25 protein-coding genes and 1 pseudogene are annotated in these 25,095 nt (G+C 71.5%); 13 read left to right on the top strand and 13 right to left on the bottom strand.

Features of this window, described 5'->3' with window-relative positions; genetic code table 11:
• Nucleotides 1–56 precede the first annotated feature (56 nt).
• From VFZ92_RS22565 to VFZ92_RS22545, 5 genes are all read right to left on the bottom strand, one after another.
• Nucleotides 57–1,013 (bottom strand): hypothetical protein, encoded by a 957-nt coding sequence (locus tag VFZ92_RS22565; protein WP_330877996.1) that lies wholly within the window; start codon nucleotides 1,011–1,013, stop codon nucleotides 57–59.
• Nucleotides 1,014–1,534: 521 nt separating this feature from the next.
• Nucleotides 1,535–1,762 carry a DUF2188 domain-containing protein gene (locus VFZ92_RS22560; RefSeq protein WP_330877995.1) on the bottom strand — a complete coding sequence of 76 codons (228 nt, stop codon included), beginning with the start codon at nucleotides 1,760–1,762 and terminating at the stop codon, nucleotides 1,535–1,537.
• Between the two features lie 106 nt (nucleotides 1,763–1,868).
• Nucleotides 1,869–2,117: a CDGSH iron-sulfur domain-containing protein gene (locus VFZ92_RS22555; RefSeq protein ID WP_330877994.1), complete on the bottom strand. Its 249-nt coding sequence runs from the start codon at nucleotides 2,115–2,117 to the stop codon at nucleotides 1,869–1,871.
• A complete protein-coding gene (locus tag VFZ92_RS22550) occupies nucleotides 2,114–3,112 on the bottom strand; it encodes an iron-containing redox enzyme family protein (protein WP_330877993.1) in 999 nt (332 codons plus the stop codon). The genes VFZ92_RS22555 and VFZ92_RS22550 overlap by 4 nt, the downstream gene beginning before the upstream one ends.
• A 149-nt stretch (nucleotides 3,113–3,261) precedes the next feature.
• Nucleotides 3,262–3,765 (bottom strand): hypothetical protein, encoded by a 504-nt coding sequence (locus VFZ92_RS22545; protein WP_330877992.1) that lies wholly within the window; start codon nucleotides 3,763–3,765, stop codon nucleotides 3,262–3,264.
• 178 nt (nucleotides 3,766–3,943) lie between these two features.
• On the opposite strand from VFZ92_RS22545, the gene VFZ92_RS22540 reads away from it, so the two are divergent.
• The gene (locus VFZ92_RS22540) at nucleotides 3,944–4,966 is read left to right on the top strand and encodes a hypothetical protein (protein WP_330877991.1); all 1,023 of its coding nucleotides are present in this window, start codon (nucleotides 3,944–3,946) and stop codon (nucleotides 4,964–4,966) included.
• A 23-nt stretch (nucleotides 4,967–4,989) separates the two neighbouring features.
• Here the strand turns inward: VFZ92_RS22540 and VFZ92_RS22535 are convergent, their stop codons facing one another.
• Complete coding sequence (locus VFZ92_RS22535) at nucleotides 4,990–5,616, bottom strand: disulfide bond formation protein DsbA (RefSeq protein WP_330877990.1); 627 nt, start codon at nucleotides 5,614–5,616, stop codon at nucleotides 4,990–4,992.
• 256 nt (nucleotides 5,617–5,872) lie between these two features.
• Between VFZ92_RS22535 and VFZ92_RS22530 the strand changes: the two genes are divergently transcribed.
• The 3 genes from VFZ92_RS22530 (at nucleotide 5,873) to VFZ92_RS22520 (ending at nucleotide 9,475) form a co-directional block, all read left to right on the top strand.
• Nucleotides 5,873–6,748, top strand: coding sequence for a MerR family DNA-binding transcriptional regulator (locus tag VFZ92_RS22530; RefSeq protein ID WP_330877989.1), 876 nt, complete (start codon nucleotides 5,873–5,875; stop codon nucleotides 6,746–6,748).
• A 138-nt stretch (nucleotides 6,749–6,886) separates the two neighbouring features.
• Nucleotides 6,887–7,639: an SDR family oxidoreductase gene (locus tag VFZ92_RS22525; protein WP_330877988.1), complete on the top strand. Its 753-nt coding sequence runs from the start codon at nucleotides 6,887–6,889 to the stop codon at nucleotides 7,637–7,639.
• A 954-nt stretch (nucleotides 7,640–8,593) separates the two neighbouring features.
• Nucleotides 8,594–9,475, top strand: a complete 882-nt coding sequence (locus tag VFZ92_RS22520) for a helix-turn-helix transcriptional regulator (protein WP_330877987.1) — start codon at nucleotides 8,594–8,596, stop codon at nucleotides 9,473–9,475.
• 44 nt (nucleotides 9,476–9,519) lie between these two features.
• On the opposite strand, the gene VFZ92_RS22515 is transcribed toward VFZ92_RS22520, so the two are convergent.
• Nucleotides 9,520–9,645, bottom strand: a complete 126-nt coding sequence (locus tag VFZ92_RS22515; RefSeq protein ID WP_330877986.1) for a DUF397 domain-containing protein — start codon at nucleotides 9,643–9,645, stop codon at nucleotides 9,520–9,522.
• Between VFZ92_RS22515 and VFZ92_RS22510 the strand changes: the two genes are divergently transcribed.
• The 4 genes from VFZ92_RS22510 (at nucleotide 9,644) to VFZ92_RS22495 (ending at nucleotide 15,024) form a co-directional block, all read left to right on the top strand.
• Nucleotides 9,644–11,299 (top strand): AfsR/SARP family transcriptional regulator, encoded by a 1,656-nt coding sequence (locus tag VFZ92_RS22510; protein WP_330877985.1) that lies wholly within the window; start codon nucleotides 9,644–9,646, stop codon nucleotides 11,297–11,299. The two genes, VFZ92_RS22515 and VFZ92_RS22510, sit on opposite strands and share 2 nt — an antisense overlap.
• Nucleotides 11,289–13,634 carry a hypothetical protein gene (locus VFZ92_RS22505; protein WP_330877984.1) on the top strand — a complete coding sequence of 782 codons (2,346 nt, stop codon included), beginning with the start codon at nucleotides 11,289–11,291 and terminating at the stop codon, nucleotides 13,632–13,634. The genes VFZ92_RS22510 and VFZ92_RS22505 overlap by 11 nt, the downstream gene beginning before the upstream one ends.
• 134 nt (nucleotides 13,635–13,768) lie before the next feature.
• A complete protein-coding gene (locus VFZ92_RS22500) occupies nucleotides 13,769–14,623 on the top strand; it encodes a hypothetical protein (RefSeq protein ID WP_330877983.1) in 855 nt (284 codons plus the stop codon).
• Complete coding sequence (locus tag VFZ92_RS22495) at nucleotides 14,620–15,024, top strand: hypothetical protein (RefSeq protein ID WP_330877982.1); 405 nt, start codon at nucleotides 14,620–14,622, stop codon at nucleotides 15,022–15,024. The genes VFZ92_RS22500 and VFZ92_RS22495 overlap by 4 nt, the downstream gene beginning before the upstream one ends.
• An 82-nt stretch (nucleotides 15,025–15,106) precedes the next feature.
• Here the strand turns inward: VFZ92_RS22495 and VFZ92_RS22490 are convergent, their stop codons facing one another.
• Nucleotides 15,107–16,012: a DUF6461 domain-containing protein gene (locus VFZ92_RS22490; protein ID WP_330877981.1), complete on the bottom strand. Its 906-nt coding sequence runs from the start codon at nucleotides 16,010–16,012 to the stop codon at nucleotides 15,107–15,109.
• A 137-nt stretch (nucleotides 16,013–16,149) separates the two neighbouring features.
• On the opposite strand from VFZ92_RS22490, the gene VFZ92_RS22485 reads away from it, so the two are divergent.
• From VFZ92_RS22485 to VFZ92_RS22475, 3 genes are all read left to right on the top strand, one after another.
• Nucleotides 16,150–16,509, top strand: coding sequence for a hypothetical protein (locus tag VFZ92_RS22485; RefSeq protein ID WP_330877980.1), 360 nt, complete (start codon nucleotides 16,150–16,152; stop codon nucleotides 16,507–16,509).
• Nucleotides 16,510–16,642: 133 nt separating this feature from the next.
• On the top strand, nucleotides 16,643–18,778 hold the full coding sequence (locus VFZ92_RS22480) for an MMPL family transporter (protein WP_330877979.1): 2,136 nt from the start codon (nucleotides 16,643–16,645) through the stop codon (nucleotides 18,776–18,778).
• 51 nt (nucleotides 18,779–18,829) lie between these two features.
• A complete protein-coding gene (locus VFZ92_RS22475; protein WP_330877978.1) occupies nucleotides 18,830–19,384 on the top strand; it encodes an EF-hand domain-containing protein in 555 nt (184 codons plus the stop codon).
• 6 nt (nucleotides 19,385–19,390) lie between these two features.
• Here the strand turns inward: VFZ92_RS22475 and VFZ92_RS22470 are convergent, their stop codons facing one another.
• From VFZ92_RS22470 to VFZ92_RS22460, 3 genes and pseudogenes are all read right to left on the bottom strand, one after another.
• Nucleotides 19,391–19,912: a hypothetical protein gene (locus VFZ92_RS22470; RefSeq protein ID WP_330877999.1), complete on the bottom strand. Its 522-nt coding sequence runs from the start codon at nucleotides 19,910–19,912 to the stop codon at nucleotides 19,391–19,393.
• Nucleotides 19,913–19,952: 40 nt separating this feature from the next.
• On the bottom strand, nucleotides 19,953–20,111 hold the full coding sequence (locus tag VFZ92_RS22465) for an SDR family oxidoreductase (protein WP_330877998.1): 159 nt from the start codon (nucleotides 20,109–20,111) through the stop codon (nucleotides 19,953–19,955).
• Between the two features lie 101 nt (nucleotides 20,112–20,212).
• Nucleotides 20,213–20,542 (bottom strand): annotated as a pseudogene (locus VFZ92_RS22460) (short-chain dehydrogenase); the annotation flags it as partial.
• A 373-nt stretch (nucleotides 20,543–20,915) separates the two neighbouring features.
• Between VFZ92_RS22460 and VFZ92_RS22455 the strand changes: the two are divergent.
• A complete protein-coding gene (locus VFZ92_RS22455; protein ID WP_330877977.1) occupies nucleotides 20,916–21,755 on the top strand; it encodes an endo-beta-N-acetylglucosaminidase H in 840 nt (279 codons plus the stop codon).
• A gap of 62 nt (nucleotides 21,756–21,817) precedes the next feature.
• On the opposite strand, the gene VFZ92_RS22450 is transcribed toward VFZ92_RS22455, so the two are convergent.
• Nucleotides 21,818–22,714, bottom strand: coding sequence for a MerR family transcriptional regulator (locus VFZ92_RS22450; protein WP_330877976.1), 897 nt, complete (start codon nucleotides 22,712–22,714; stop codon nucleotides 21,818–21,820).
• A 190-nt stretch (nucleotides 22,715–22,904) separates the two neighbouring features.
• On the opposite strand from VFZ92_RS22450, the gene VFZ92_RS22445 reads away from it, so the two are divergent.
• A complete protein-coding gene (locus VFZ92_RS22445) occupies nucleotides 22,905–24,170 on the top strand; it encodes an amidohydrolase family protein (protein ID WP_330877975.1) in 1,266 nt (421 codons plus the stop codon).
• Between the two features lie 54 nt (nucleotides 24,171–24,224).
• Here VFZ92_RS22445 and VFZ92_RS22440 read toward each other — a convergent pair whose 3' ends face one another.
• Complete coding sequence (locus tag VFZ92_RS22440) at nucleotides 24,225–24,962, bottom strand: chitinase (protein WP_330877974.1); 738 nt, start codon at nucleotides 24,960–24,962, stop codon at nucleotides 24,225–24,227.
• Between the last annotated feature and the right edge of the window lie 133 nt (nucleotides 24,963–25,095).

The following is a 25,095-nucleotide window of genomic DNA, read 5'->3' as shown; positions in this document are numbered from 1 at the left end:
CCGCGGCCGGCCCACGACCGCGGCGCGCCCCGACGAATCGGGACGCGCCACGATGCCTAGCTGTGCACGACCTCGATCAGGTCGCCGGTCCACACCTCGGCGTCGCCACCGTCGCCGCCGTCGCCGGAGCTGCCGCCGACGGTGACGCTGTCGTTGGACGCGTCGCCGGTGTCACCGGTGATGGTGTCGCCCGAGTCACCCGTGACCGACACGGTCTCCGAGTCGTCGCCGTAGCCGTTCCAGTCGCCGTGGTCGTCCCAGTTGCCCTGGTCGCTCCAGTCGCCGTGCTCGAGGCCGTTCCAGCCCCACGAGTTCCAGCCCTGCTGGTCCCAGTCGTGGTGGTACCCGGTGCCGTGGCCCCACGCTTCGTGGTCCCAGCCGTCGAAGGCCCCGGTGGTCAGGTTGTCGCCGGTGTCACCGGACTCGCCCGAGTCACCGGACTCACCGCTCACGGCGGTGTTCTCGCTGGCGGCGTCGCCGCCAGCACCGGACGCGGCACCGTCACCCGCGACCGCCACTACCGGTTCCTCGGCCTCCGTGGTCAGTGCCATGGGAACCGCGGTGACACCGCTCTCCACCTCGGCGTCACCACCGTCGCCGCCATCACCGGTGTCGCCGCCGACGGTGGTGCTCGAGTTGGACGCGTCGCCGGTGTCGCCGGTGGTCGTGTCGCCCGAGTCGCCCGACACCACGTACGTGACGCAGTCGCCCAGCGGGCAGTAGACGTAGGTCAGGTTGTCACCCGTCGAGCCCGAGTCGCCGGAATCACCGGAGTCACCCGACACCGCGACGTTGTCGCTGACCGCGTCGCCACCGTCGCCCGAACCAGCGCCGTCGCCCGCGAGGGCGAGCAGCAGGCCGTCGCCGTGGTGCGTCCCGCCCGTCCAGCCTGCCGGTCCGGAACCCGCGAGATCGGGGCCTGGGACCCCGGCGTGGGCGGCCGACACACCCGGCACGACGAGTGCTCCGGACATCATCGCGGCCAACAGGCCGCGCTGAATGTTCTTGTGCATGGTCTTCCTTCCGTGACAACGAGCTTCGAACACGGTGGTCAACTAGCGGCGGAACCGGATCGGGTCGGGTGGTTCGGGTCGATCTCCTTCACGGGTCGCCTCTCCGCACTCGGCCTCTGTCCGTTCCTGGAGTGGGAGTAGCCGTTGTGCGGCGGGAAGAATCTCGTGCGGAGGCCTGTCACCGTTCCGGGGATCGTTGCTACGACTGGAAAAGCCGTATCGCCACCTGGTCGGTGGGACAGAGCTGCCTCGACGACGTCACGGCTACTCAGCGTGACAACTCGCGTGTCCGGTGTCGGAGCCCCACGTCGTCCACGGGAGCATTGCTCTACCGTGACCAGGGCTTTCCGTCTGATGTGGAGCGTTTCACCCGCGGGCGCGACCACTCGTGGGTCTCGCTCACCCGGCGGCCGACGCGGCGCGAGGCCGAGTTCGCCGGACCAGCGGGTCCTCGTGGCGACTCGGCCTCGCAGCGCGCTCGTCGTGCCGAACTCGGCGGTGCGCGGGGGTCTTCGGTGGCGTCAGCCGGGGATGTTGCGCGGGTCTCGGCTGCGCGGGTAGGTCTGCCGTTCGGCGATCTGGCCGTCGAGGTTGCGGATGATGTGCTCGACACCTGCCTCGATGGCCATCTCACGCCCCTTGGCGACGGCCGCCTCCTTGGTGTCGTGCGTGTTGGAGGCCTGCGTGTTCCCCTCGACCTTGTTCTTCCACTGGCCGTTCTCGTGGTAGGTGTCGATGTCGCCCTGCATAGGTTCCTCCCTCGTCCGGGTGATGGTGCGGTGTTGCGAACGGATTACCCAGGAACGAGATGAGATACACGCGGTAGTCGGTTCGCCCGGACGAGCGGGCTCGCCGTCACCGTTCGCGGTCACCGCCGGAGGCGTGGAACTTGGCGGACTTGTGGGTGCCGTCGCACAGGGGCTTGATCAGCGAGAGGCCGCACCGGCACAGCGCCACGGTCGCGCGACCGGGGTTGATGACCTCGCCGGAGTGGGTGCGCAGCTCGAAGTCGCCCCGCACCAGGAGGGGTCCGTCCTCATAGGACGTGATCGTGGTGCGAACCTCCGCCGCCGCGGGGGTTTCGGCCTTCCGGTCGGGGCTCACGCGACGTGCGCCAGGTCGTCGCCGCGCAGCGCGGACCCGCGCCGCTGCCAGCTGTCGAGCAGGTGGCGGCCGAACTCCGCTTCGACGGCCAGGCAGCAGGCGGCGCCGAAGAGGACCTCGGACGCGGCCTCGGGGTGCTGGATCGCGTAGCCGCCGCACAGGTCGTGCGCGGCGACCTGCTCGTGAACGGCGTCGGCCTCCACGTGCTCGTCGTAGAAGCGGGTGGCGACCGCGTCACCGCCCAGACGGCGCAGGCCGTTGCCGTAGCGGCGGTTGGGCAGCGACGAGGTCATCTCGAACGCCGCCAGGTGCCCGACCAGCGCGCCGCTGAACCTCCGGTGCAGCCCGAACAGGGAGATGACGTTGGTGACGGCCAGCGTCACGGCGGGCGCCCGATCGACGTAGTGCCCGTAGGTGTCGTCCAGGTCGAGGGCGCGCATGGTGGAGCGGAACAGCTCGGAGTGCATGCGGTCGGCACGGCCGCCGCCGTACTCGTCGTTCTGGATCTCGACGAGCGCCGCCTTGGTGGCGCCCTCCAGCCGGGGGATCGCCCACGAGTGCGGGTCGGCTTCCTTGAGGTGGTAGACCGACCGGAGCGCCACGAACTCGCGGAACTGCTCGCGGGTCGCGGTCCGCTGGAGGTAGCCGGCCAGCGAGGGGCCGTCGTCCTCGTCGACCAGGCGGGCCAGTGCGCCTGCGACGCCGTCGGGCTCGACCCGCTGAGCGGGGCCGATCTCGCGGAGGTGGGCGATCCACACCCGTTCCAGGGCCGCGCGCGCCGCGAGCAGCGACGGCTCCCACTCCCACGAGTCGTCGACGTCGTCGAAGCCGCGGTAGTGGAGTTCGTAGCAGATCCACAGCGCGAGCTGGAGGTCCTCGTCGTGCACGGCGTCGGGCACGGCGTCCAGCGGTGGGACCGACAGGGGGCCGGGCGTTCGGAGCAGAGCCCCGGTCAGGGCGGCGCTCACCGGTCCTCGGGGCTGGGGCAGCAGCATGACTTCCTCCGCGGGTTCGTGACGACGAGGGCTGATTACCCCGATCGGCCCAATCCCATGCCGCTTCGGTGAACCGTTTTCGGATCGATTGCTTCCAGGGCGAGACCCGAGCCGCGGTGGCGGGGGCTCGCCCCGCCACCGCGACGTGGTCAGCAGAAGATCGTCACGTTCGGTGTCTGGCCCGCCAGCACCAGCGGCGAACCGGCGTAGCCCGCCTTCGTGAAGATCGCCACGCCGTAGCCGAAGTACTCCAGGTTGATGCCGAGGCAGTTGGTCACCGCGAAGTGGTCGGCCACCGCCGTCGACGGGAAGTTCTTCGGCCGCTCGGCGACGTTGACGCCGTTGCTGTAGTAGAGCGCGGGGCTGAGGTAGATGTTGTCGACGACCGAGGTGCAGTCGCCGTGGATGTCGACCCGCACCGCGCCGCCCGCCTGGTACGGGTTGGTGACGTAGCCGCCGCAGTAGATGGTCTCCGGCAGCGCCGCCGAGGCCTTCGAGTCGTCGATCTTGGTCAGGACCGTTCCGAACGTGGTCTTCAGCGGCTTCGACGGCGCTGCCGCCGCACCCGCCTGGCCCGTGGTGAGCGTGAGGCCCGCGATGCAGCACAGCGTGATCATGATGGCCGACGCGGCCCTGCGAACGTGGTGGCGCACTGGGGTTGTCCTTCCGGTAGGGGGAGTCAACGGCCCCACCGTGACCGGTGCGGCACCGCGTGGGCGTCGATCGTGGACACCTCCGGACACGCACGACGTCCGCGCAGGTGGGGGGCCGCGGCGTCGGCGTGGTGACCGGACACCTCCGGACGGACGTCCAGTCACCGTCCATTCCGGCTTGCGACGATCGTTCCAGCGGACGTGGACCGAGGGGGACAACATGGGTGCGGAGAGCGAACTCCTCGACCAGCTGTGCGGTGATCTGCGGCTGATGTGGCGGCAGGCGGGCGGACCGAGCCTGCGGTCGCTGGCGGGCCGGGTGGGGCTGAGCAAGAGCCAGATCGGTGCGATCCTGACCGGCGCCATCCGGCGTCCGCCCGCGTGGGGCACGGTCCGAGGACTGGTCGAGAGCTTCCTCGCCTACGCCGACGAGTACGGCGACGCCGCCACCCTGTCGGTGCCCACCGGGGTGTCCGAGTTCTGGAAGCCCCGCCACACCGTGCTGGAGTACGCGTTCAGCCACGCGCGGGGCGTGCCGGACCGGGCACCGCGCCAGCTGCCGCCCGCGGTGCGGCTCTGCGGCCGGGCGACCGAACTGCGGGAGCTGGCCGTGCTGTCGAGCGTCCGCGGGCGGCCCGCCGTCGCGATCGTGGTCCGAGGGGCGGCCGGGTCGGGCAAGACCGCGCTGGCCGTCGGCTGGGCGCACCGGATCCGGGACCGGTTCCCGGACGGGCAGTTGTTCGCCGACCTCCGCGGGTCCACCGGTGCGCGACCGGCGGACCCGGCCGAGACGATCCGCGGCTTCCTCTCCGACCTCGGGGCCAGGAACGTCCCGACCGGCCTCGCCGCGCTGTCGGCGTGCTACCGCAGTGCGCTGGCGGGACGGCGCGTGCTGGTGGTGCTCGACGACGCCCGCGACACCGAGCAGGTGCTGCCGCTGCTGCCCGGCACCCCCGGCAGCGTGGCGGTGGTGACGAGCCGCGAGCGGCTCAGCGGCCTGGTCGCCGCGGCCGACGCGCGCACCCTGCTCCTGGGCCCCCTGAGCCGGACCGACGCGACGGCGCTGCTCGCGACCCGGCTCGGCGGACCGGCCGTGTCGCCCGCGTTGACGGAGATCGTCACCAGGTCCGGTGGGCTGCCCGGCGCCCTGGCCGCGGCCGCGGCCGCGGCCACCGCCGACCCGCGAGCGGACCGGGCGTAGCCGCCGTGGGGATGGTGGTCGCCTCAGAACTCGGGTCCGCCGAGCGGTGGCCCGGTGATCGAGTGGAAGCCCGGCACGGAGGTCGTGAGCAGCAGGCCGTCCCAGAGCCTGCCCGCTTCCTCCCCTCGGGGGACGCGGGAGACGACCGGCCCGAACACGGCGGTCCGATCGGCGCCGGGACCGGTGACGGCGATGACCGGCGTCCCCGTGTCGCCGCCGACCAGCCCGAAGCCCTCGTGGTGCGAGGCGCGGACGGCGTCGTCGTACTCCCGCGACGTCCCGGCCGCGGCCAGTTCCCGTGGTAGCCCCGCCTCCGCCAGCGCGGTCTCCAGGTCGCCCGTCCAGTCGTCGCCGTCGCGGACGTGGGTCCACAGCGCGGTGTAGAACCGCCCCAGCGCCTCGTGCCCGTGGTGCCGCTCGACCGCCGCGCAGACCCGCACGGGCACCCACAGGTAGCCGTCGGGGTCGCCCTCCGGGTCGTCGTCGCGGTGCTCGTTGAGCACGGACAGGCTCATCACGTGCCAGCGGATCTCGACCGGGCGGACCCCGGTCACCTCCACCAGCCAGCGCGACGTGATCCAGGTGTACGGGCAGGACGGGTCGAACCAGATCTCCGCGATCCACGTGCCCGCCGGGGTTTTCCTCGTCACCGGTCTGATCCTCCCGCCTCCGCGCCCCGGTGGCGAGGGTGCGCGGGACGACGTCGGCGCGGAGCGCGTCCCGCTCGACGAGCTGCCGGGCCCACCGCCTGCCTGGTCGCGCGCGCCGCTCGTGGTCGTGCTGGTCACCGCGGGAATCCGCCTCCTCGGCCGACCTCGGGGCTTGACCTTCCCCTTCGGGCAAGGCCCACCATGGGAGTCGACGAGGTCAGGCAGAGCCGAGGAGGTCCCCATTTCCGACCTGGACATGACGATCGGTGAGTTCTCGATGCTCAGCGGGCTCACGCCCAAGGCGCTGCGGCTCTACGACGAGCGCGGCATCCTGAAACCCGTGGTGGTCGACCCGGTGTCGGGCTACCGGCGGTACTCCAGCGAGCAGATCCGCCACGGCCAGACGCTGTGGGCGCTCCGCGAGGGCGGGGTCCCCCTGGCGGAACTGGGCGACGTCGACGCGTTCGACGTCGAGGGGTTCCAGGAACGCCTGCGGGTGAAGCGGATGCTGGAGGACGCCGCGCTGCGGCTGGCGCTGGCGTACCGGTCGATCTCGGTGGCCGACTGGCCGGTCGACGTCACGGACGCCGCGCCGCTCCCGTGGGTGGGGACCTGCGTGGACATCACCCTGGACGACGACGTCGACCCGCGGACGGCCGTCTTCGCGCTGCCCGTGACGTTCGAACGCCACCGCACGGCCCTGCGAGCCGCCCTGGAGGTCCGCGGCGCCGCGGTGGACGTGCCGTGGTGGACGACCGCGCGCCGCGGTGGGACGGGTGACGTGCGCGGTGCGCGGATGGTCGTGTGCGCTCCGGCGGCCAGGGACCTGCGCGCCGACGACTGGGACGGGTTCACGACCGCGCTGCGGGCGGCGCTCGGCGACGTCGCCCTCACCGTGGTCGGTGGTGTGCTGCCCGCGCGGTTGGAGGTGTCCGTCACCGCGCACGTCGACGGCGGCGACGAGCGGGCCTCGATGGCGGCCGGGTTGGCGCCGCGGCTCGCGATCGACGCCCGCATCCGCGACCGGGCCTACCGCCCGCTCGCCCCGCACACGCGCGAACTGCACGACGGCCCGATCGGCACGACCCCGGTCACCACCGTGCGCGACGTGGCGTTGCCCGCTCCGTCCTGAGTGGACCGGAGGCGTGACCGCGCCGAGCCCGCCGCGGTGGCGGGTTCCCGTGGGTGGGTGTGCCACACCCGGGCAACGGCGTCCTTCTTCGCACCTGGACCGACGGGTTGACTCGGTGTCGTCGAACAGGTCGAAGGGATGAGCACAATGCGGATCGTCGTCATCACCGGTGGCAGTCGGGGTCTGGGCGCGGCAGCGGCACGGGCGTGTGCGGGCCGGGGCATGGGCGTCGTCGTGACCTACAGGTCGAATCCCGAGTCGGCGGCACGGGTGGTGGACGAGATCGTCGAAGCGGGCGGCACGGCGCTCGCGCTGCCGCTGGACGTCTCCGACGTGCCGTCGTTCGGTGCGTTCCGCGAGGCGCTCCTGGCCGCGGTGCGGGAGAAGTGGGGCCGTGAGGGGATCGACGGGCTGGTGAACAACGCGGGCCACGGCGTGCACACGCCGATCGCGTCGGTGTCGGAGGCGGAGTTCGACGCGCTGTTCGCCGTGCACCTGAAGGGCCCGTTCTTCCTGACGCAGACCCTGCTCCCGCTGATCGCGGACGGTGGCTCGGTGGTGAACATGGCGAGCGCGACCTCGCGCGTCGCGACGCCGGGAGTGGCTCCCTACGCCAGTTTCAAGGGAGGCCTCGAAGTGCTGACCCGCTACATCGCGAAGGAGTTCGGCGAGCGGGGGATCCGCGCGAACGCGGTCGCACCGGGCGCCATCCGCACGGAGCTGGGCGGTGGGCTGACGCCGGAGTTCGAGGAGCTGCTGGCGGGTCAGACCTCCCTGGGCCGCGTGGGCGAGCCCGAGGAGGTCGGCTCGGTGGTCGCCACCCTGCTGTCGCAGGACGGGCGCTGGATCAACGCCCAGACCATCGAGGTCGCCGGTGGGTACAACATCTGACCGCAGGCGTTCGTCGGTTCACCCGATCACGTGACCTACCAGGACACGGGTTGTCCTGGTAGGTCCCTGCTGTGGCCCGCTGTGCCGGCTGCGGCGAGGAAACGGGGCATTCGGTGAGGACACGCCTTCTTCTTCCTGCTCTCCGGATGCTGTGGGAGGGCTGCGGTGCGTCGACTGGCCGAACTCCGCTCGCGAGCGGGCTCGGGGTCCGCGACGACCTGCTCGCCCTCATCAAGCAGCGCGTCGTCGTCGAGGGACGTCTGATCCTGCCCGCGGGGGAGTGGTCGTCTCCGCCAGCCACGTCGACCTCCGGGTCACCAGCCTCAGCGGCATGAGCGCCCCGCTGCTCGGCGAGGCGATGCTGGACGTGGTGGCGCACGTTGACTTCCAGGCCGTCGGTGGCCTCGCGCCCCGCGACCCGTGATCCTCGCGGGCGGGCTCGACGGCGCGAACATCGCCGAGGGGTTTCCACGTCGGTCCCGCCGGTGTGGACGCGCACACGAGACTGAATGGGGCGGACGGTAGGAAGGACCCGGCCGGGGTGCGCCTGCCAGTGGAGCGGGCGCAGCGGGCGTTCACGGAGTTCGACCTACCGCGGTCGCGGTGGTGGCTCGGTGACGGCGCGCGGCCGACCGATCAATCCTGACCCACGCCGGGTGGACGCGACATCTCCGTTCCTGCGGTACCTGCGGTCCTCGGCGTTCGGTCTCCGATCTGCGCGCAGGTCGTTCTCGGTTCGCACTCCTGGCGGGTACCGACAGCCTTGCTGAGCCCGCCCACCTGGCCTGAATCGTCGTCACGTTCCACGCCATGGCATTCCTGCTCACGTGGTCTAGTGAGCATTGCTCGAAAAATTCTTGACACCGCGATATCACACTGGTTGAGTGTTGACTCAAATTGAATCAAGTCAAGTCAAATGGAATCAACATCATTCCGAATGAGGGTGACCGCGGGATGGACATGGCGGCGGAGAACGCTGACTCGGCTTCGACCGGGCGCGCGCGGCTGGCCGCGGAACTGCGCCAACTGCGCGGCCTGTCCGGCGTCTCGGGTCGTGAACTCGGCCAGCGCATCGACATGAGCCAGTCGAAGGTGTCCAGGATCGAGGCGGGAACCGTGCTCCCCTCGCTCCCCGAGGTGGCGGCGTGGGTCGTCGCCCTGGAGGCGTCCAACGACACGAGGGAACGGCTCGACGCGTTGACCAGGATCGCGCACCGGGAGGCGCGACACTGGCCCGCGCTGTTCCGGGACCGGGGCCACCTCCAGGACGAGGTCCACGCACTGGAGACCATGGCGGTCCGGGTGCGCACCTACCAGCACTCGGTGGTGCCCGGTCTGCTCCAGACCGCCGACTACGCGCGTCGCGTCTTCTCCCTGTTCCAGGTGCCGTACTCCGACGAGGACCGGAGTGCCGCTGTCGCCGCCCGCCTGCGTCGGCAGCAGTTGGTGTTCGAGCCGGAGCGGCGCTTCGACTTCCTGATCACCGAGGCGGCTCTGCGCTGGCGACCGGGTCCGTCCCGGCTGTTGCTCGCCCAACTCGACCGCCTCGTCTCGATCAGCACGCTCGACAACGTGTCGTTCGGCGTGATCCCGCTCGACGCCGAGGCGTTGACGACGCTCTCCCACGGGTTCGTCATCTACGAGGGACCAGATGAGGGTCGCGGGACCTTCGTGGCGGTCGAGATGATCCACGGCCCCGTCGAGGTCGTGGACGTCGAGAGCATCGAGCTGTACGAGAACAGCTGGTCCCGACTGGAGCGGATGGCGGTCTTCGACGACCACGCTCGCTCGTTGCTGCTCACCCTTGCCGAAGACATCCGCTCGTCCACCGGCTGAGCCGGGTGCGGCGACCAGTCGCCGCACCCGCGCTCACCGGTCCGTCACTGAACGCCGAACTCGCCAGCCATCACGCCGTACAGGAATGCGATCCACTCGAGGGAGGTGAACCACAACTCCGGTCCGCTGGGGTTCTTCGAATCCCTGACGAGCACGCCGTTCGAGATCATGGCCACCTCGACGCACGCGCCGCCACCCTCGCTGAACGAGCTCTTCTTCCAGTTCCTGCTCTTGGCGTCCACTATTCCATCCCCTGTCCTGCTCCGGCATTTCCGTCGCATGGACAGAGGTTGGTCCGCTGAACTGGCCGAATTGCTTGCCGCGCAGCTGGAAGCGACTGGCAGGAGCGCTGCACCCGACTGGCACCACCACTGCACGGGTGCAGGTCCACCAGTGGAAGAACATCGAAACGAAAGGGCGAAGATGACCGGTCTACCAGTCGAATTCCGATTGTGGGGTCAGGTGGCGGCATACCGCGACGGCGAGCGCGTTCACCTCGGCACCGAGAAGGAACAGTGCTTGCTCGTCGCGCTCGCCGGTAATGGCATGCCGGTGCGGCGCGAAGCGTTGCCCGAGTGGCTCTGGGAAGACCCTCCGGAGCACGCCGAGTCGGAGATAGGCAGGTACATGACGCGGTTGCGCGGCAGACTGGTCACAGCCGGGATCGGTGACCTGCTGGAGAGCAAGAACAGGCTCTGCCGGTTGGACGTCGTGGACGCGCAGGTCGACGTCCGCCGCTTCGAGGCGTTGACCGCCCAAGCCCGCTCCGTCGCCGACGGCCATGCGGCCACGTTGCTCGCGGAAGCTCTGGAACTGGCTGAAGGGGTGCCCCTCGCCGGGCTGCGGAGTCGCCGGATCAACACCTACCGGGCCGCACTGGTCGAACAACGCCTTGCCGCCCAGATCCGCCTGGCCGAGATCGAGATCGGCCTCGGGCGGTACCGCGAGTGCGTACCCGGCTTGCTCCAACTGTTCCTGGAGCACCCCGCCAATGCCGAAGTCACCCGACTCGCGATGTCCTCCCTGCACTTCGCCGGGCGCACGCAGGACGCGCTCGACACCTTCGCCACGCACCGCAAGCAAGTCGTCGAGAACGGAGGGCTCGAAGTGGACGCGGAACTCGAGAAGTTGCAGAGACTGGTCATCGACAACGACGAGAGCGTGCGCAGGCCCGTCGCACGACGTTCCGCCCACGTGGTTCCCGCACTCCTGCCTCCGGCGCGGGAGGTTCAGCGGGAGTTGGTAGTGGTGCTGCGCCCCGACGACGAAGACCCGACCGAACTGCGGGCGGCGATCTCCCAATCTCTTCAGGGGGAGGGCATCGACGTCAGCGTCGCGGACGACCGATTGGTCTGCGTGGTGCCTGCCGATGTTCCGCACGCGGACGTGCTCACCGCGTGGCTCGACCGGGTCGCCGCCGATGTGCGGTTCCCGGTGCGGGTGGGGGTCTCCGTCGAGAACGAGGAGTTGGCCGCCGATCTGGCCGGTTCCGACTACGCGAGGCGGGTGCTGGCCGCGGCTCGGACCAAGAACCTCGTCGTCGTCGTGTCGGACGAACTGTACGAGTCGGTCGTGCGCCGCAGGGGAGTTCCGAACGAACTGAGCTCCTACCGGCGGGTCGAGGAACCCCTCGGCGGTTGGGTGCGCGTACCGGGTTACTCGGTGCCGCCGAGACCGGCCAAGGCCGAGAAGCGACGTCGCGGATCGGGTTCGGGAGACGTGCTCAAGGGCCCCACCGTGTTCGTCCAGGGCCGCGCACGGATAGGCGAGCAGTTCAACGCGGCGGTGATCAACATGAAGGCGAGGCGCCGCGATGAGCGGTGAGGGCGCGAGCGGTGGAGCCAGCCGAACGGCGGCTCCCGGTACGTCGGGTGCCGGACCGGCCAAGGGTGGTGAACCCGCCAAAGGCGGCGAGCGCGGCGCCGGTCAGGCGAAGGCCGGGGAGAAGAACCCGACGGCGGCGAAGGACGGTGCCGGCAACAGCAAAGCGGCCTCGGAGAGCAACGACCCGGACGCGCTCTACGGTTCGGACCGACGCGCCTTCGGTGAGGCGTACGACGAGGGCCGCAACCTCACGACCGACGGCCCCATGGCGTTCATCCGCGATTCCACGGTGGACGAGATGCACGTCGGGGACCGGCACTACCACTACTCGTCGGGCCGCGGTGGCACACGCCGGTCGGGCTCGGTGCACGAGGACGAGTTGGAGGCCGTGCGTGCTCGCTACGTGCCGGTCACCGGTTACGACGACATGGTGTCGACCCTGGAGGATCGCCGGGTTCTGGTGCTCTGCGGCGAACCCGGCACCGGGCGCTTCACCACGGCGGTGCGACTGCTCGACGACGTCGGATCCGAGGTGGTCTCCCGGTTCGACGCCGGGCAGGACATCGGCGCGCTGACGTCCAACGACTTCGAGAGCGGACACGGCTACGTCGTGGAGCTTCTCGGTGCGGCGGGCAGTTCCACGACGCAAACCCAGCTCGACAGGCTGCGAGATCTGGTGGGGGACAGCGGGAGCAGCATCGTCCTCATCGCTGAACGCGATGGCCTTCAGGGTTGGCACCTGGGCAACTACGCGGTTCCGTACAGCCCACCGGAGTCCGACAGGGTCCTGGAGAGCCATCTCGTGGAAGAGGTGCGCGAGGACGGCCAGGACGCGCATGAGCTGTTGCGCAGGCTCGGTGAATCCGCTCGTCTGCGCCGAGCGCTCGGTCCTGTCCCGCGGCCTGTGGAGGTCGCCCGGACGGCTCGCCTGCTCGCCGAGTACGGCCGCGGCACCATTGGCTTGGACGAGGTCGAGGCCCAGGCAGCCCAGTTGGTGCAGCGACAGGTCGTGGAGTGGTTCGCCGGGCTCGCGGGGCTCCGTTCGGGCGAACTGGGTGACGCCCTGCGGCTGGCGGCGTTCCGCATCGCGTTGGCGGTGCTGAACAGGTCGCCCTACAACATGGTCGCAGAGGCAGGCCGTCAGCTCGCCAACTGCTTCGTCAAGGACCTCAAGGGGGTTTCCACGAGCCAGTCCTCGCTGTTCGGCGACGACCACCAGAGCCGGTTGTCGAAGTCGCGGGCCGAGGTCGTGGAGGGCTGGGTCGCTGCGGGTCTGGAGCGCGTCCCGGTCGGGCTCGCGAAGTACTCGGACGACCGCCTCCCGGTCGTGCTGCTCAGCTACGTGTGGAAGAACCACCACGGTCTGCGCAAGTACATGGTCCAGTGGCTCAAGGCGCTGAGCAAGGACGCCCGCCCGATGATCTGGGTCCGTGCAGCGCAGGCGACCGGGCTGTTCTGCTCGCTGGACTTCCACTTCACCTTTGAGGACATGATCCTTCCCGGCGCGTCGTCGGTGGGCAAGCGGAGGAAGCAGCGCCGGCTGTTCGCCGCCGTCGCGCTCGACCAGGCGGCGCGGGACGAACGGGTCGCGGACGCGGTTGACGAGCAGCTTGAGATCTGGCGCCGGTACGGCACGGACGCCGAGCGCTGGACCGCCGCGTCGGCGCTGGGCTACGACCTCGGGCGGAGGTCGATCAAGTCGACCTTCGAGGAGCTGAGGGTCCTGGGAACGCCGTCCGAGCAGCAGTCCGCCTTGGACGAGAGGATGAACTCCGCCCTGGTGCAGGCGTCCGGCTACAGCGTGGCGAACCTGTTCGCGTTCGGCGAGGTGGAGCCGGTGCTGGGCAAGCTCGCCGAGTGGGCTTCCAGCGAGCGGCAGAGCATCCGCAAGCTCGCCTGGTGGGCGATGTACTACCTGATCCACATGCACGGCTTCGACCTGGACCACCTGAGGCTGTCGGCCGGACGGGTGGAACGCCCTACACCCAGGGCTCGGGAGCGTTGGCCGCTGCTGCTGGCGTTGCAGGACGAGCAACGACACCTGACCACCCCGATCGCCGACCTGCTGTGGTGGGGCCTGCGTGGACGGCGGGGCGACTTCGTCGCCAGGTACCTGTTCGGGCCGTGGATCCGAGCGGCGGAGAAGGACGACGAGTGCCTGCGCGCCCTGATCGACTTCGTGCCACACCTGGTGCGCGACGAGCTCGACGTGCACCGACTCCACCACCTGCTCAACCGCTTGCGGCACGACTGGAGCGACCCGCTCGAGGGTGACGCCGCCCGGTCTCTCGAAGAGGCGATCCGCGTGCCCGCGCACAGAAGGGAATCGTCATGACACAGCCGGATTCCAGTGTGGACTCCGAGAACATCCCCGTGCAGACCGAGGAACGACCACCGGCCGCCACGAGCGCGGAGGACCGCCCTCGACCGCCCGCTCCCGTCGCGGCACCCAGCTTTGGTGGTCCGATCGTGGACGAGCTCCACGTGAAGCGGTTCGAGCTGCTCTACCGGCGGCTGCCGGTCGGAGCCAGGGTCGCTCGCGTCTTCGTCACGCGCTCGGGCAACTGCCTCACCTATCCGGCGGCGGGACAGCCCACCACCGGGGAGTTGGTGTGGAACAAGGTCCGCACGGTGTACGAGGTGGATCTCGGCATCCACGTGTCCACCGTCGAGGCCTACCTGCCCAGCTGCGGCGACAAGATCTGCTTCAAGGCGATAGTCGATCTGGAGTGGAGGGTGACCGATCCGGCACTGGTCGTCCAGGCCGGCGTCACCGATGTGCGCAAGGCTCTGTCTCCGCGGCTGCTCGCACGGCTGCGGGCGGTGACGCGCAGGTTCGACATCGCGGACGCCGCCCAGGCCGAGAACTGCGCCAACGAGGAGCTGGACGACGACTCGCTGGGTGAGGACCGCGGTCTGTGGGTGCGGCCGCACGTTCGACTGGCGATGGATGACACGAGCCTCGGACAGTCGGACATCCAGCGCAAGGTCAACCACTTCCGGACGATCATCGCCGAAGGCGACTTTGACCAGTTCGCGCTGCAACTCACCCTGAAACCCGAGGACATCGACTCCGTGGTCAAGGTCCTCGTGGAAGAGAGGGACAGCCGCCTCCGGGCGACCTTCAACTTCATGAACCGCCTGCTCGAATCCGATGCGCTCGACCGCTGGCAGATCGACGACCAGGTGCGGACCGCCCTGCAGATGGCGCAGGAGTCGATCTTCAGGGTGCTCACCGGCAGCGGGCAGCCGCGCTTCGTCCCCTCCGGTGAGGCGATCAGGGAACCGGTGGTCAGCGGCAACGGCAATGTGAGCCTGCCGTGATCCTCTCCGCGAGGATCGTCGGCCCGCTCGTCCCGTCGGGCGTCCTGTTCGTCGTGGCCGTGGTCGTGTGCGCTTGCCTGGCCACGCGCTGGGCAGCGCCGTTCCTCCTGCGCCTGGTGGCGTCCGCGCTGCGCGGCGCCGTCGCCGGGGTGGCCATGCTGCTGATCTTCCCGGAGTACCGCTGGAGCAGCCGGAGTCGCCGCGTCGAGAAGACCCCGTCGTCGTACGCCTACACCTACGGGGACGTTGTCGGGCGGACCACGTTCTGGATCAACCGAGTGCTGTCGGTCGTGCTACACGCAGCTGCGGAGGCGGTCAAGGCACTACCTCCGCCGCTGGTGGCGGTCCTGGCCGGGGTGTTCGCCGCAGCCTCGTCGCTCGACCTCATCACGCCCTGGTGACAGGAGGCAGTGCGAGCGGGGGATCGAGCCGACCCTCCGCGGTCGGCCGAGGCACGTGGGTCGGGAAGAAGGCGGGGTGGGCTCAGGCCAGGTCGGCGCGGAACGCGGCGGCCAGTGCCTGGACCAGGTGGCCGAGGCGGTAGCCGCGGTGGCGTTCCTCGTCGGTCATCCGGTGCCGCCCGCCGGGGTCGTTGAGCGACCAGCTCGCGCGGCGCGCCGTGCTCGACCACTCGCGCACGTGCCCGCCCAGCTCGCTGTCGGGGGAGACCACCACGGGATCGCCCCGTCGGGCGGCGGCCAGCGCCGGGGCCAGGCCGGGGGTGCTCCCGAGGTGCAGCTCCGCGACGATCCGCTCGGCCAGGTCGTGCGCGTCGGCGGTGGTGCGCGGTCGGGTGCGGGTGAACCAGGGGTCGATGTGCGCGCTCGGCAGCGGCGCGGTGAGCTGGTCGAAGGTGGGGACGACGCCGGTGACGAGTCCGGCCAGGCGGAGGGCGCGGCTGGTGGAGTGGTCGTACTGGCCCGCGGTGGAGTCCGGCTCGAAGCCCGCCTCGCGCATCAGCGGGAGCAGGCGGTCGGGATCGGTGCCGTAGCGCCTGCCGGGGTGCTTCGGGTCGAAGCCGGTGACGACCGCGCCGTCCACGGCGTGGGTGAAGCCAGGGCTGGCGTAGTCGTGCCGCAGCAGGGCGACCGCCTCGGTGCCGCGCGACAGCGCGTCGACCAGGTGGGTCAGCTCGAAGCCGGTCGGCTGGCAGAGCACGGTCCACTCGCCGAGGGCCAACGCGGAGACCACCTCCGGGTAGCCGTGGTCGTACTCGTGCAGCCGCGAGACCTCCTCCGGTGTCCGCCGGGCCAGGGTGTCCGGCAGCGCGCCGACGCGGGTGAGCGCGTCCAGCGGTTCGACGCCGCGCACGAAGGCCAGGGAGAAGATCTCCCCGAGGAACGGGTGTGAGCCAGGGTGGGCGTCGGCCCAGGACAGGTCGTGCCGCATGTGCTTCCCCCTCGATCGCGTGGCGCGACCGACCGTAGTGGACCACCCCGACAGTCGGCCGCGGCGGTCGTCGCGGGCTAGTGCGGTTCGGGTGCGCCCAGTGCCCGGTGGAGGTCGCGGGCGCGGGTGCGGTGCCCGTGGGCCGAGGGGTGATCCCCCGCGGCCTCGCCGAGTCCGTTGTGGGCGGCCGGTTCGTCGTCGCGGTTGCCGCTCCGCCGGAGGATCGCCAGGGCCCGGCGGTGCCGGTCCGGCTCGCCGAGGCGCGTCTCCACGAGCCCGCCTACCTCGCGGCCCACCCTGGGGAGCCGCACCCCCTGCTGCGGGACGACGCCGTGGAGTGCCTGCGGCGGCAGGGCGTCACGGCGCGCGGGGGAGAGGCGGGCTACGGCGACCACCACGGACAGGCCGAGGAGGGGCCGGACTTCAACGACTGCCTGACGGCCGCCGCGAAGGCGGAGTTCCCCGGCCTGCCGGGCGCGATCACGGTCTTCTGCTGAGACGGGGTTCGGGCGGGTCGGGCGGTCGCCGACCGTGGTCGACCGGTGGCGCACCTCGCTAGAGTTCCCCGATCGCCGCACGGCTTCCCGAACCGTTCGGCCGCACGGGAGCGCTGGAGGACCGATGGGGGCCGTGCCGCACCACGATCGGGCGGCACGGGCCGTCGCCGCGGTGGGCCGGGTGTGCGTCCGGCACCGGGTCGCCGTGATCGGCGCGTGGCTGGTGCTGGTGGCGGCGCTGGTGGTGGCCACGAGGGTGGTCGGCGCGCCGACGGACAACGACGTGAGCCTGCCGGGGACCGACGCCCAACTGGTGCGGGACCTGACCGCGTCACCGACGGCGCCGCTCACCGGCGGGACCGTGATCGTGGTGGCCCCGGACGGGAGGCTGGACGACGGGGCCCGCGCCGGCGTGCTGGCGGCGACGGCGGCGTCCCTGCGCGGGGCCGAGCACGTGACCGCGGTGACGGCACCCTCGACGCGCGACGGGTCGCTGTCCGCGGACGGGCGCACCGGCTGGTTCACGGTGGGTCTGGACGTCCGCCGTGCCGAACTCACCAGGGCGGTGGCGCACGCCGTCACCGACGCCGCCCGGCCCGCCGCCGACGCGGGCCTGCGGGTGCTGCCCGGCGGGGCGCTCGCCCAGGTCGTCGACGGCTCGGGCAGCACCGGCGACGAGTACTTCGGCGTGCTCCTGGCCGCGCTCGTGCTCTTCCTCGCGCTCGGCGGTCTCGCCGGAGCGGTGCTGGCGCTGCTGACCTCGGCGCTGTCGGTGCTCGCGACGCTGGGGGTCGTGGGGCTCGCCGGGAACCTGACGTCGATCCCCGCCCAGGCGTCGACGCTGGCGCTCATGATCGGCCTCGGTGTCGGCATCGACTACTCGCTGTTCCTGCTCAGCCGGTTCCGGGCGGTGACGCGGTCGGGTCTCGCGGTGCCGCGGGCCGTGGACCGCGCGGTCGCCGACTCCGGCCCGGCGGTGGTCGTCGCCGGGGTGACGGTCGCGGTCGCGCTCGCGGGACTGGGCCTGACCGGGGTGCCGCTGCTGCGGACCCTCGCCTGGACGTGCGGGATCGCGGTCCTGTTCGCCGTCCTCGCCGCGCTCACCCTGCTCCCCGCCCTGCTCTCGCAGGCGGGCGGGCGGATCGCCCGCGGCGGGGCGCTGCACGACCGGCTGGCGCGCCGCGCCGGTTCCGGCGGTTTCTGGGCCCGCCAGGCGGATCGGGTGACCCGCCGGCCGGTGCTGGCGGGCGGGGTCGCGGTCGTGCTGCTGGTCCTGCTCGCCGCACCGGCGACCGACCTGCGGCTCGGTCAGCTCGACGCCGGGTCCTCGCCGGAGTCCACCGCCGTCCGCCGGGCGAACGACGCCGTCTCGGCGGCGTTCGGCCCCGGCGTGGCCACGCCGCTGACCGTGCTCGGCCGGTTGTCGACGCCGGTCGCCGACGAGCGGGATCCCCGCGCGGCCCCGCTGGTGGCGATGGCGCGGGCCCAGCCGGGGGTGGCCGCCGTCGGGCCCGCGACGCCGTCCGAGGACGGGCGGGTCGTGACGGTCCAGGTGATCGCCTCGACCTCGGGCGGCGACCCGGCGACGGCGGACCTCGTGCACCGCCTGCGGAACCAGTCCGTGCCGGGCATGACCGTGCACGTCGGCGGCACCACCGCGGCCAGGGTGGACCTCGCCGACCGGGTCACCGACACGCTGCCGCTCGTCATCGCGGTCGTGCTGCTGCTGTCGGTCGTGGTCCTGCTGCTCGCCTTCCGGGCACCGCTGCTGGCCCTCAAGGCGGCCGTGGTGGACCTCGTCTCCATCGGGGCGGCCTACGGCGTCCTGACGGCGGTGTTCACCTGGGGATGGGGTGCGACGTGGATCGGGCTCTCCGGTCCGGTGCCCGTTCCAAGCTTCGTGCCGCTGGTGCTCTTCGCGCTGCTGTTCGGCCTGTCGATGGACTACGAGGTGTTCCTGCTGAGCGACGTCCGGCGTCGCTGGGAGCTGACCGGGGACAACCGGCGGTCGGTCCGCGAGGGCCTGCTCGGCACCGGTCGGGTGATCACCGCGGCGGCGGCGATCATGGTCGGGGTGTTCCTCGCGTTCGTGCCCAACGACGACCCGACGATCAAGATGTTCGGCGTCGGCCTCGCGGTCGCCATCGCCGTGGACGCGACCGTCGTCCGCTGCCTGCTCGTCCCGGCCGCGATGGTCCTGCTCGGCGACCTCAACTGGTGGACGCCGAGCCGCCCGCGGTGGCTGAACCGGTTGAACAACTCCACCTGAGTGGGCGACCCGGGTTGCGGTCGCCGCCGGGTCGAACCACAGTGCCTGACCATGAGGCAGGTGTTGCAGCACAGGATCGACTCGACGTTCGCCCACTACGACGTCAACGGCAACGGGGTCATCGAGCTCGCCGACTTCTACGCCCTGGCCGAGCGGCTGCTCCAGGCGTTCGGCGAACCCGCCTCCTCGGAACGGGGGCGGGAGCTGGTCGAGGCGTACGACGGGTTCTGGGACACCCTCGTCCAGCACTGCGACGCCGACCGCGACGGCCGGATCTCGCCGCGGGAGTACCAGCGGGCGATGGCCCTGGCGCTCGTCGACGGCGGCGCGTTCGACGTGGTGTTCCCCGAGGCCGTGGCGTCGCTGCTCGACATCGCGGACACCAACGGGGACGGTCGGGTCGACGCGGCCGAGTTCGAGGTGCTGCTGACCGCGCGCGGGCTGTCCGAGGCCGAGTGCGGGCTGGCGTTCACGCACCTCGACACCGACGGCGACGGCGCGGTCAGCGTGCAGGAGTACGTCGCGGCCGTGAAGGACTACTACACCAACCCGGCGCAGGACACGCCGGGCAGCTGGCTCTACCCGGCGTCGTTGCAGCCCGCCTGACCGGCGCTACCCGAGCTTCCACTCCGCGTCGCCGACCCTGAGCCGGTCCAGCCGCCTGCCCGGCGGCACGACGAACAGGTAGCACGTGGTGTAGCCGGAGACCGCCGTGGGCGACAGCCCCAGGGCGGGCGTCCCGCACGCCACCACCGGCGGGTGCAGGCCCGACGTGTTGAGGTCCTCCAGCTCCGCGCCCGTGCTGTCGACGCCGTGCGCGGCGGGACCGCTGGTCAGCTCCTCGTCGCCCTTGTTCACCAGCCGCGCGTCGACGTAGTGCGGCGTGCCGTCGGGCGTCGCCACCGTGGCGAGGTCGTCGTCGGTGTACGTGCGCCCGGCGAGGTCGGCGGGCTCGCCGCGGCGCACCTCGACCGGCGTGATCCCGATGAGCGCCGTGCCGCCCTGCCCGCGTCCCGAGACGATCGACGCCCGCACCTCGGCCTCGTCACCGACACCGAGCACGGGCTCGTCCCGCGTCCCGCACCCCGTCGTCGCGAGCACCACGACCACCACGGCGACCGCCACCCGCCCCATCGCTGCCTCCCGCCGTGTCGCGTGGGGCCATTGTCGACGATCAGGCCCGTGGACCGAGGACGAGCCCGCCGCTCGCGTCGACGACCTGACCGGTGATCCAGCGCGCGGCGTCGGAGGCGAGGAACGCGACCACGTCGGCGACGTCCTCGGGTTCGCCCGGTCGGCCGAGCGCCGTCGAGCCCGCGACGAGGTCGGCCATCCTGGTCGCGACCGACGAGATCGTGATGGTCCGGCCGCCGTCGCGGAGCAGGGGAGGGCGCGCTGGACGGTGAAGTACGGCGCCCGCACGTCCACGGCGAAGAGGTGGTCGAACTCGGCCCGCGTCGTGGTGCCCAGCGGGCCCGCCGGCGGGCCCGCCGCGTTGGTGACGAGGACGTCGGGCGGTCGCCCGGCCAGGCCCTCCTCGACTCCCGCGAAGAGCGTCTCGACGTCGTCGTCCACACCCAGTTCCGCCCCGACGGCGAACGCGGTCCCGCCGGAACGCGCGATCTCGTCGACCGTCGCCCTCGCCGCGGCTTCGGCGAGACCTGAGGCCGACCGGATCGCGGTGCCGCACAGGGGAATCGGTCTCGGTGTGGTGGTCAGGCCGCAGCGGGGCGGGAACTGCGTCGGGATGCCGGTGCGGAGCATGGCGAACAGGACGTCGCGGCGGTGTCGTGCCTGCGGATCAGGGTGGCGCCGCTGGAGTGGGAGCGCGGGCGGGAACCGGACCGCGTCGAGGTCCACCAGTGGACGAACGCCCTCGCGGCGCGCGGTCCGCCGCCCCGGTGCGGGCGCCTGCCTGACCCCGCCTCCCGCTCCCGGTCGTCAGCGACGCCGGGCTCGGGTCGACCGGTCCGCGTGAGCGGACAACTCACCGGACAGACGTGTCGGGACACGTGGACGGCGGGACTTCGCTGCTGGTTCGCTGATCGTGATAGCCCTGCCAACCCCAGTCGATGGGAGTTGATCAATGGTGTCCGGAGTTCGTCGGATCGGTGCGCTCGTAGCGGCGGTCGTACTGATGACCAGCGGGACCACGACCACGGCGAGCGCGCTCGCGAAGACCGGGCCGGTCTCCGTGGCGTACGTCGAGGTGAACAACAACAGCATGCTGAACGTGGGCAGGTACACGCTCGCGAACGGCGGCGGCAACGTCTTCGACATCGGTGTCATCTTCGCCGCCAACATCAACTACAACGTCACGACGAAGTCGGCCTACCTGTACTTCAACCCGAACGTGCAGCGCGTGCTCGACAACGTGGCCACCGAGGTCCGGCCCCTGCAGGCCAAGGGCATCAAGGTCACGCTGTCGATCCTCGGCAACCACGAGGGTGCCGGGTTCGCCAACTTCCCGACCAAGCAGGCCGCAGAGGCGTTCGCGAAGCAGCTGTCCGACACCGTGACCAGGTACGGCCTGGACGGCATCGACTTCGACGACGAGTACTCGGAGTACGGCAAGAACGGCACCGGCCAGCCGAACGCCAGCTCGTTCGTGCACCTGGTCACGGCGTTGCGCGCGTTGATGCCGAACAAGCTCATCACGCTGTACAACATCGGTCCGTCGGCGTCGCGGCTGTCGTACGGGGGCGTGGACATCACCTCGAAGTTCGACTACGCCTGGAACCCCTACTACGGCACGTGGAGCGTGCCCGGCCTGGCGCTGCCCAAGTCCAGGCTCTCGCCCGCGGCGGTGCAGATCAGCGCGACGGCCAGCAGCACCGCCGCCAGTTTCGCGAGGCGGACGGTGAGCGAGGGGTACGGCGTCTACCTGACCTACAACCTCGGCGCCGCCAACGCGCAGACCTACATCTCCGCCTTCACCAGGGAGCTCTACGGCTCGGACGCCCGCTACACCGGCTAGCGGCTGGTGGCACCAGGACCCGGCGTGCCTCCTGGTGCCACCACCGGCGCGCTGGGCCGTGGTCAGGTGGCGGGGGAGTCCTGGGCGGACAGCTCTTCGGCCAGTTCGATGCAGCGCAGGCGGGCGGGGGACCAGTCGTAGGGCATCTTGCCGACGGCCTCGAGAACGCTCATGGAGCCTGCCCCCCGCTTGGTGGTGCAGACGTCGGCCTCGTCCTCAGGGGGGTGCACGGCGTCCCAGGCGTCCAGGAGGGCGTCGTCGTCCTCGTTCAAGCCGGACTCCTCGATGACGGCGTGCAGGGTGTTCTCGAAGGCGTGCCGCTCGGCGGCCACCCGAGCCACCCGCGGGTCGTCGACGGCGACGCTGTCGTCGAGCGCCTCCTCGGCGTCGTCGACGCGGTCGGATTCCTCCCGCAGGGCGGGGTGCGTGGCCAGGGCGATGAAGCGGGTGGCCTGGAGCGCCGCGCCGAGCGGGCCGAAGATCCGCTCGGTGACCAGCAGGGTGTCCAGGTCCGCCTGGCGCAGGGCACCTTCGGGCAGGTTCTTGAGGCGTTCGGTGACGAAGTCGGAGAGCAGGCCCGTCCGGCTGCCTTCGGCGCGCATCCGCCTCACGGCGGTCCGCTGCCGCCGCACCTCCGCCTCCTGCTCGGCGAGGGTGTCCTCCAACCGCTCCAGGATGTCCGCGATGCCGTCGCCGCCGTCCGCGCCCGCGGACGCCGTGCCGGTGGTGAAGGCGTCACGGATGTCGTCCAGGGCGATCCCGGCGTCGGCCATCTTGCGGACCCACAGCAGGCGGATCATGTCCTCGTACCCGTAGCGGCGGCGGCCGTCACCACCCCGCTCGGGCTCGGGGAGCAGGCCGATCTCGTGGTAGTGGCGGATCGCCCGCGGTGTGGTGCCGACGAAGGCCGCCGCGTCACCGATCTTGACCTGGCGGGGTGGCGTGAAAGACGGGTGCACGAGCAGGGACCTTCCTCAAGGGATCGGGACGTGGGTCCACTGGACCACATGCCGCTGCGGAAGGTGCAACCCCCTGGGACGGACCTGAACGGCAACAGGGGTGTCGTCCGGACCTCGCGGGGCGTGCAGTTGAATGACCGGCGGTAGCGGACGGGGACGGGGGGACGGGGTGTCGTCGAGGACCTCGCGGGTGACGACGATCGTGAACGCGCGGGTGTTCGACGGGACGGCGGTGCGCGACTGGACGTCGGTCCGGTTCGACGGCGGCCTGATCACCGGGTGCTCGGTCACCTCGGCCGCCCGCGAGGGCGACGAGGTGGTCGACGCGGGTGGCGGGACGGTGCTCCCCGGCCTGATCGACGCCCACGTGCACCTCGCCCCCGGTGCCCTCGCGCAATCGCTGACGTTCGGCGTGACCACCGTCCTGGACATGTTCAGCAAGCCCGACGCGGTGGCCGCGGCCGAGGAGCAGGCGGGCTCCCGGTCGGACGTGGCCGACGTCCGGTCCTCGGGTGTCGGTGCCACCGCGCCGGACGGGCACCCGTCGGCGCTGTACGCCCCGATCCCGACGCTGACGGCCCCCGACCAGGCCGAGCGGTTCGTCGCGGACCGGATCGCGGAGGGCTCGCACTACCTGAAGGTCATCTCCGGCGTCGGCGGCCTCTGGCCGTCGCTGGACTCCGACACCATCGCGGCACTGGTCACCGCCGCGCACGCCCGCGGCCTGCTCGTCGTCGCCCACGTGAGTTCGACGGCCGGTCTGGAGCAGGTCGTGTCGGCCGGTGTCGACGTGGTCGCCCACGTCCCCGCCGACACCGCGCTGGACGAGGCCCTGGTCGCGCGCGTCGCCGAGGCCGGGATCGCGGTCGGTCCGACGCTGGCCACCATCGAGAACACCCTCGGTGAACCCGGCGGCGCCGCGGTGGCGGGCGACCCCCGGCTGGCCGAGGCGCTCGGGGCCGCCTGGACGCGGCGGCTGACCGCGGGCGGCCCCGGTCCGCGTCGCTGGAACACGCCGCCCTACTCGCAGGCGCGGGACAACGTGCGGAGACTGGCCGACGCGGGAGTCGCGCTGCTGGCGGGCACCGACGCCCCCAACCCCGGCACCGTGTTCGGGGCGAGCCTGCACCGCGAGCTGGAACTCCTCGTCGGGTGCGGCCTCAGCCCGGCGCGGGCACTGGCCGCCGCCACCACCGAACCGGCACGCGTGTTCGGCCTGCCCGACCGGGGGCGTGTCGCGGTCGGGCGGCGCGCGGACCTGGTCCTCGTGTCCGGCGACCCGTTGGCCGACATCACCGCGACCCGCGCGATCGAGAGGGTCTGGCGCGGGGGCGCGGCCTGCGACCGCCGCGCGTTCGTCGCGAGCGCCGCCGAGGCCGAGCAGCTCGACGCCTTCGACGCCCAGGTCGCGAAGGTCGTGGCCGCCGTGCGCGAACGCCGGTCCGGTCGGCCCTGACCGCGTGGAGGCCTCCCCGGACCGTCCGGGAAGGCCCTCGTCACCGCGCCGGGCTCAGCAGGACAGGTTGTCGCCGGCCGGGACGCCGAGGATGCCGGTGATCTGCGTGTACTTGTCGATCCGGCTCTGCACCTGGGCCGGGTTGCCGCCGTCGCACTCGATGGAGCCGTTGATGCCGCGGATGGTCTCGCCGAAGCCGCGGCCGGTCACCATCGCGTCGTGCGGGGTGATCGTGCCGGGGCCGGTCTGGGTGTTCCAGTACCAGAGGCCGGTCTTCCACGCGACGGCCGCGTCCTGCTCGACCAGGTACGGGTTGTGGAGCAGGTCGATGCCGAGGTTGTCACCCGCGGCCTTGTAGTTGAAGTTCCAGCTCAGCTGGATCGGGCCGCGGCCGTAGTACGCGGCCTGGCCCGCGGGGCAGCCGTAGGGCTGGCCGGCGTCGCAGTAGTGCGGGTAGTTCGCCTGGTTCTGCTCGACGATGTGGACCAGGCCGCCGGTCTCGTGGTTGACGTTGGCCAGGAACGCCGCGGCCTCCCGCTTCTTCACCGCGTCGTCGCCGGTGTTGGCGAAGCCGGGGTAGGCGTCCAGGGCGGCCGTCAGCCCGCCGTAGGTGTAGAAGCTGTTGCGGCCGGGGAAGATCTGGTTGAACTGGGCCTCGCTGACCACGAAGGACGCGGCCGATGTGGACGGTTCGGCCGACGAGGTCGTGGCGGGGAGCACGAGCGCGCCGGTGGCTGCCGCGAGCGCGCTCACCGCCACTCCGGCGCGCTTCAGGAACCGGGGGATCGACATTCGGAACTCCTCTTGTCATGCCGGTCGTGCGCGGTACGACCGGTCCGGTCGGTTGACGCAATAGGTATGGACCAATCCACACCGCGTGAAACCGCTCTCACACAAGAGGCCGCGATCGGCCCAGTCCCCGCTC

The organism is Umezawaea sp. (assembly GCF_036375055.1).
Classification (GTDB): Bacteria; Actinomycetota; Actinomycetes; order Mycobacteriales; family Pseudonocardiaceae; genus Umezawaea.
The sequence above is the reverse complement of the archived record's forward strand: the minus strand, read 5'-3'. Positions and strand labels throughout refer to the sequence as shown.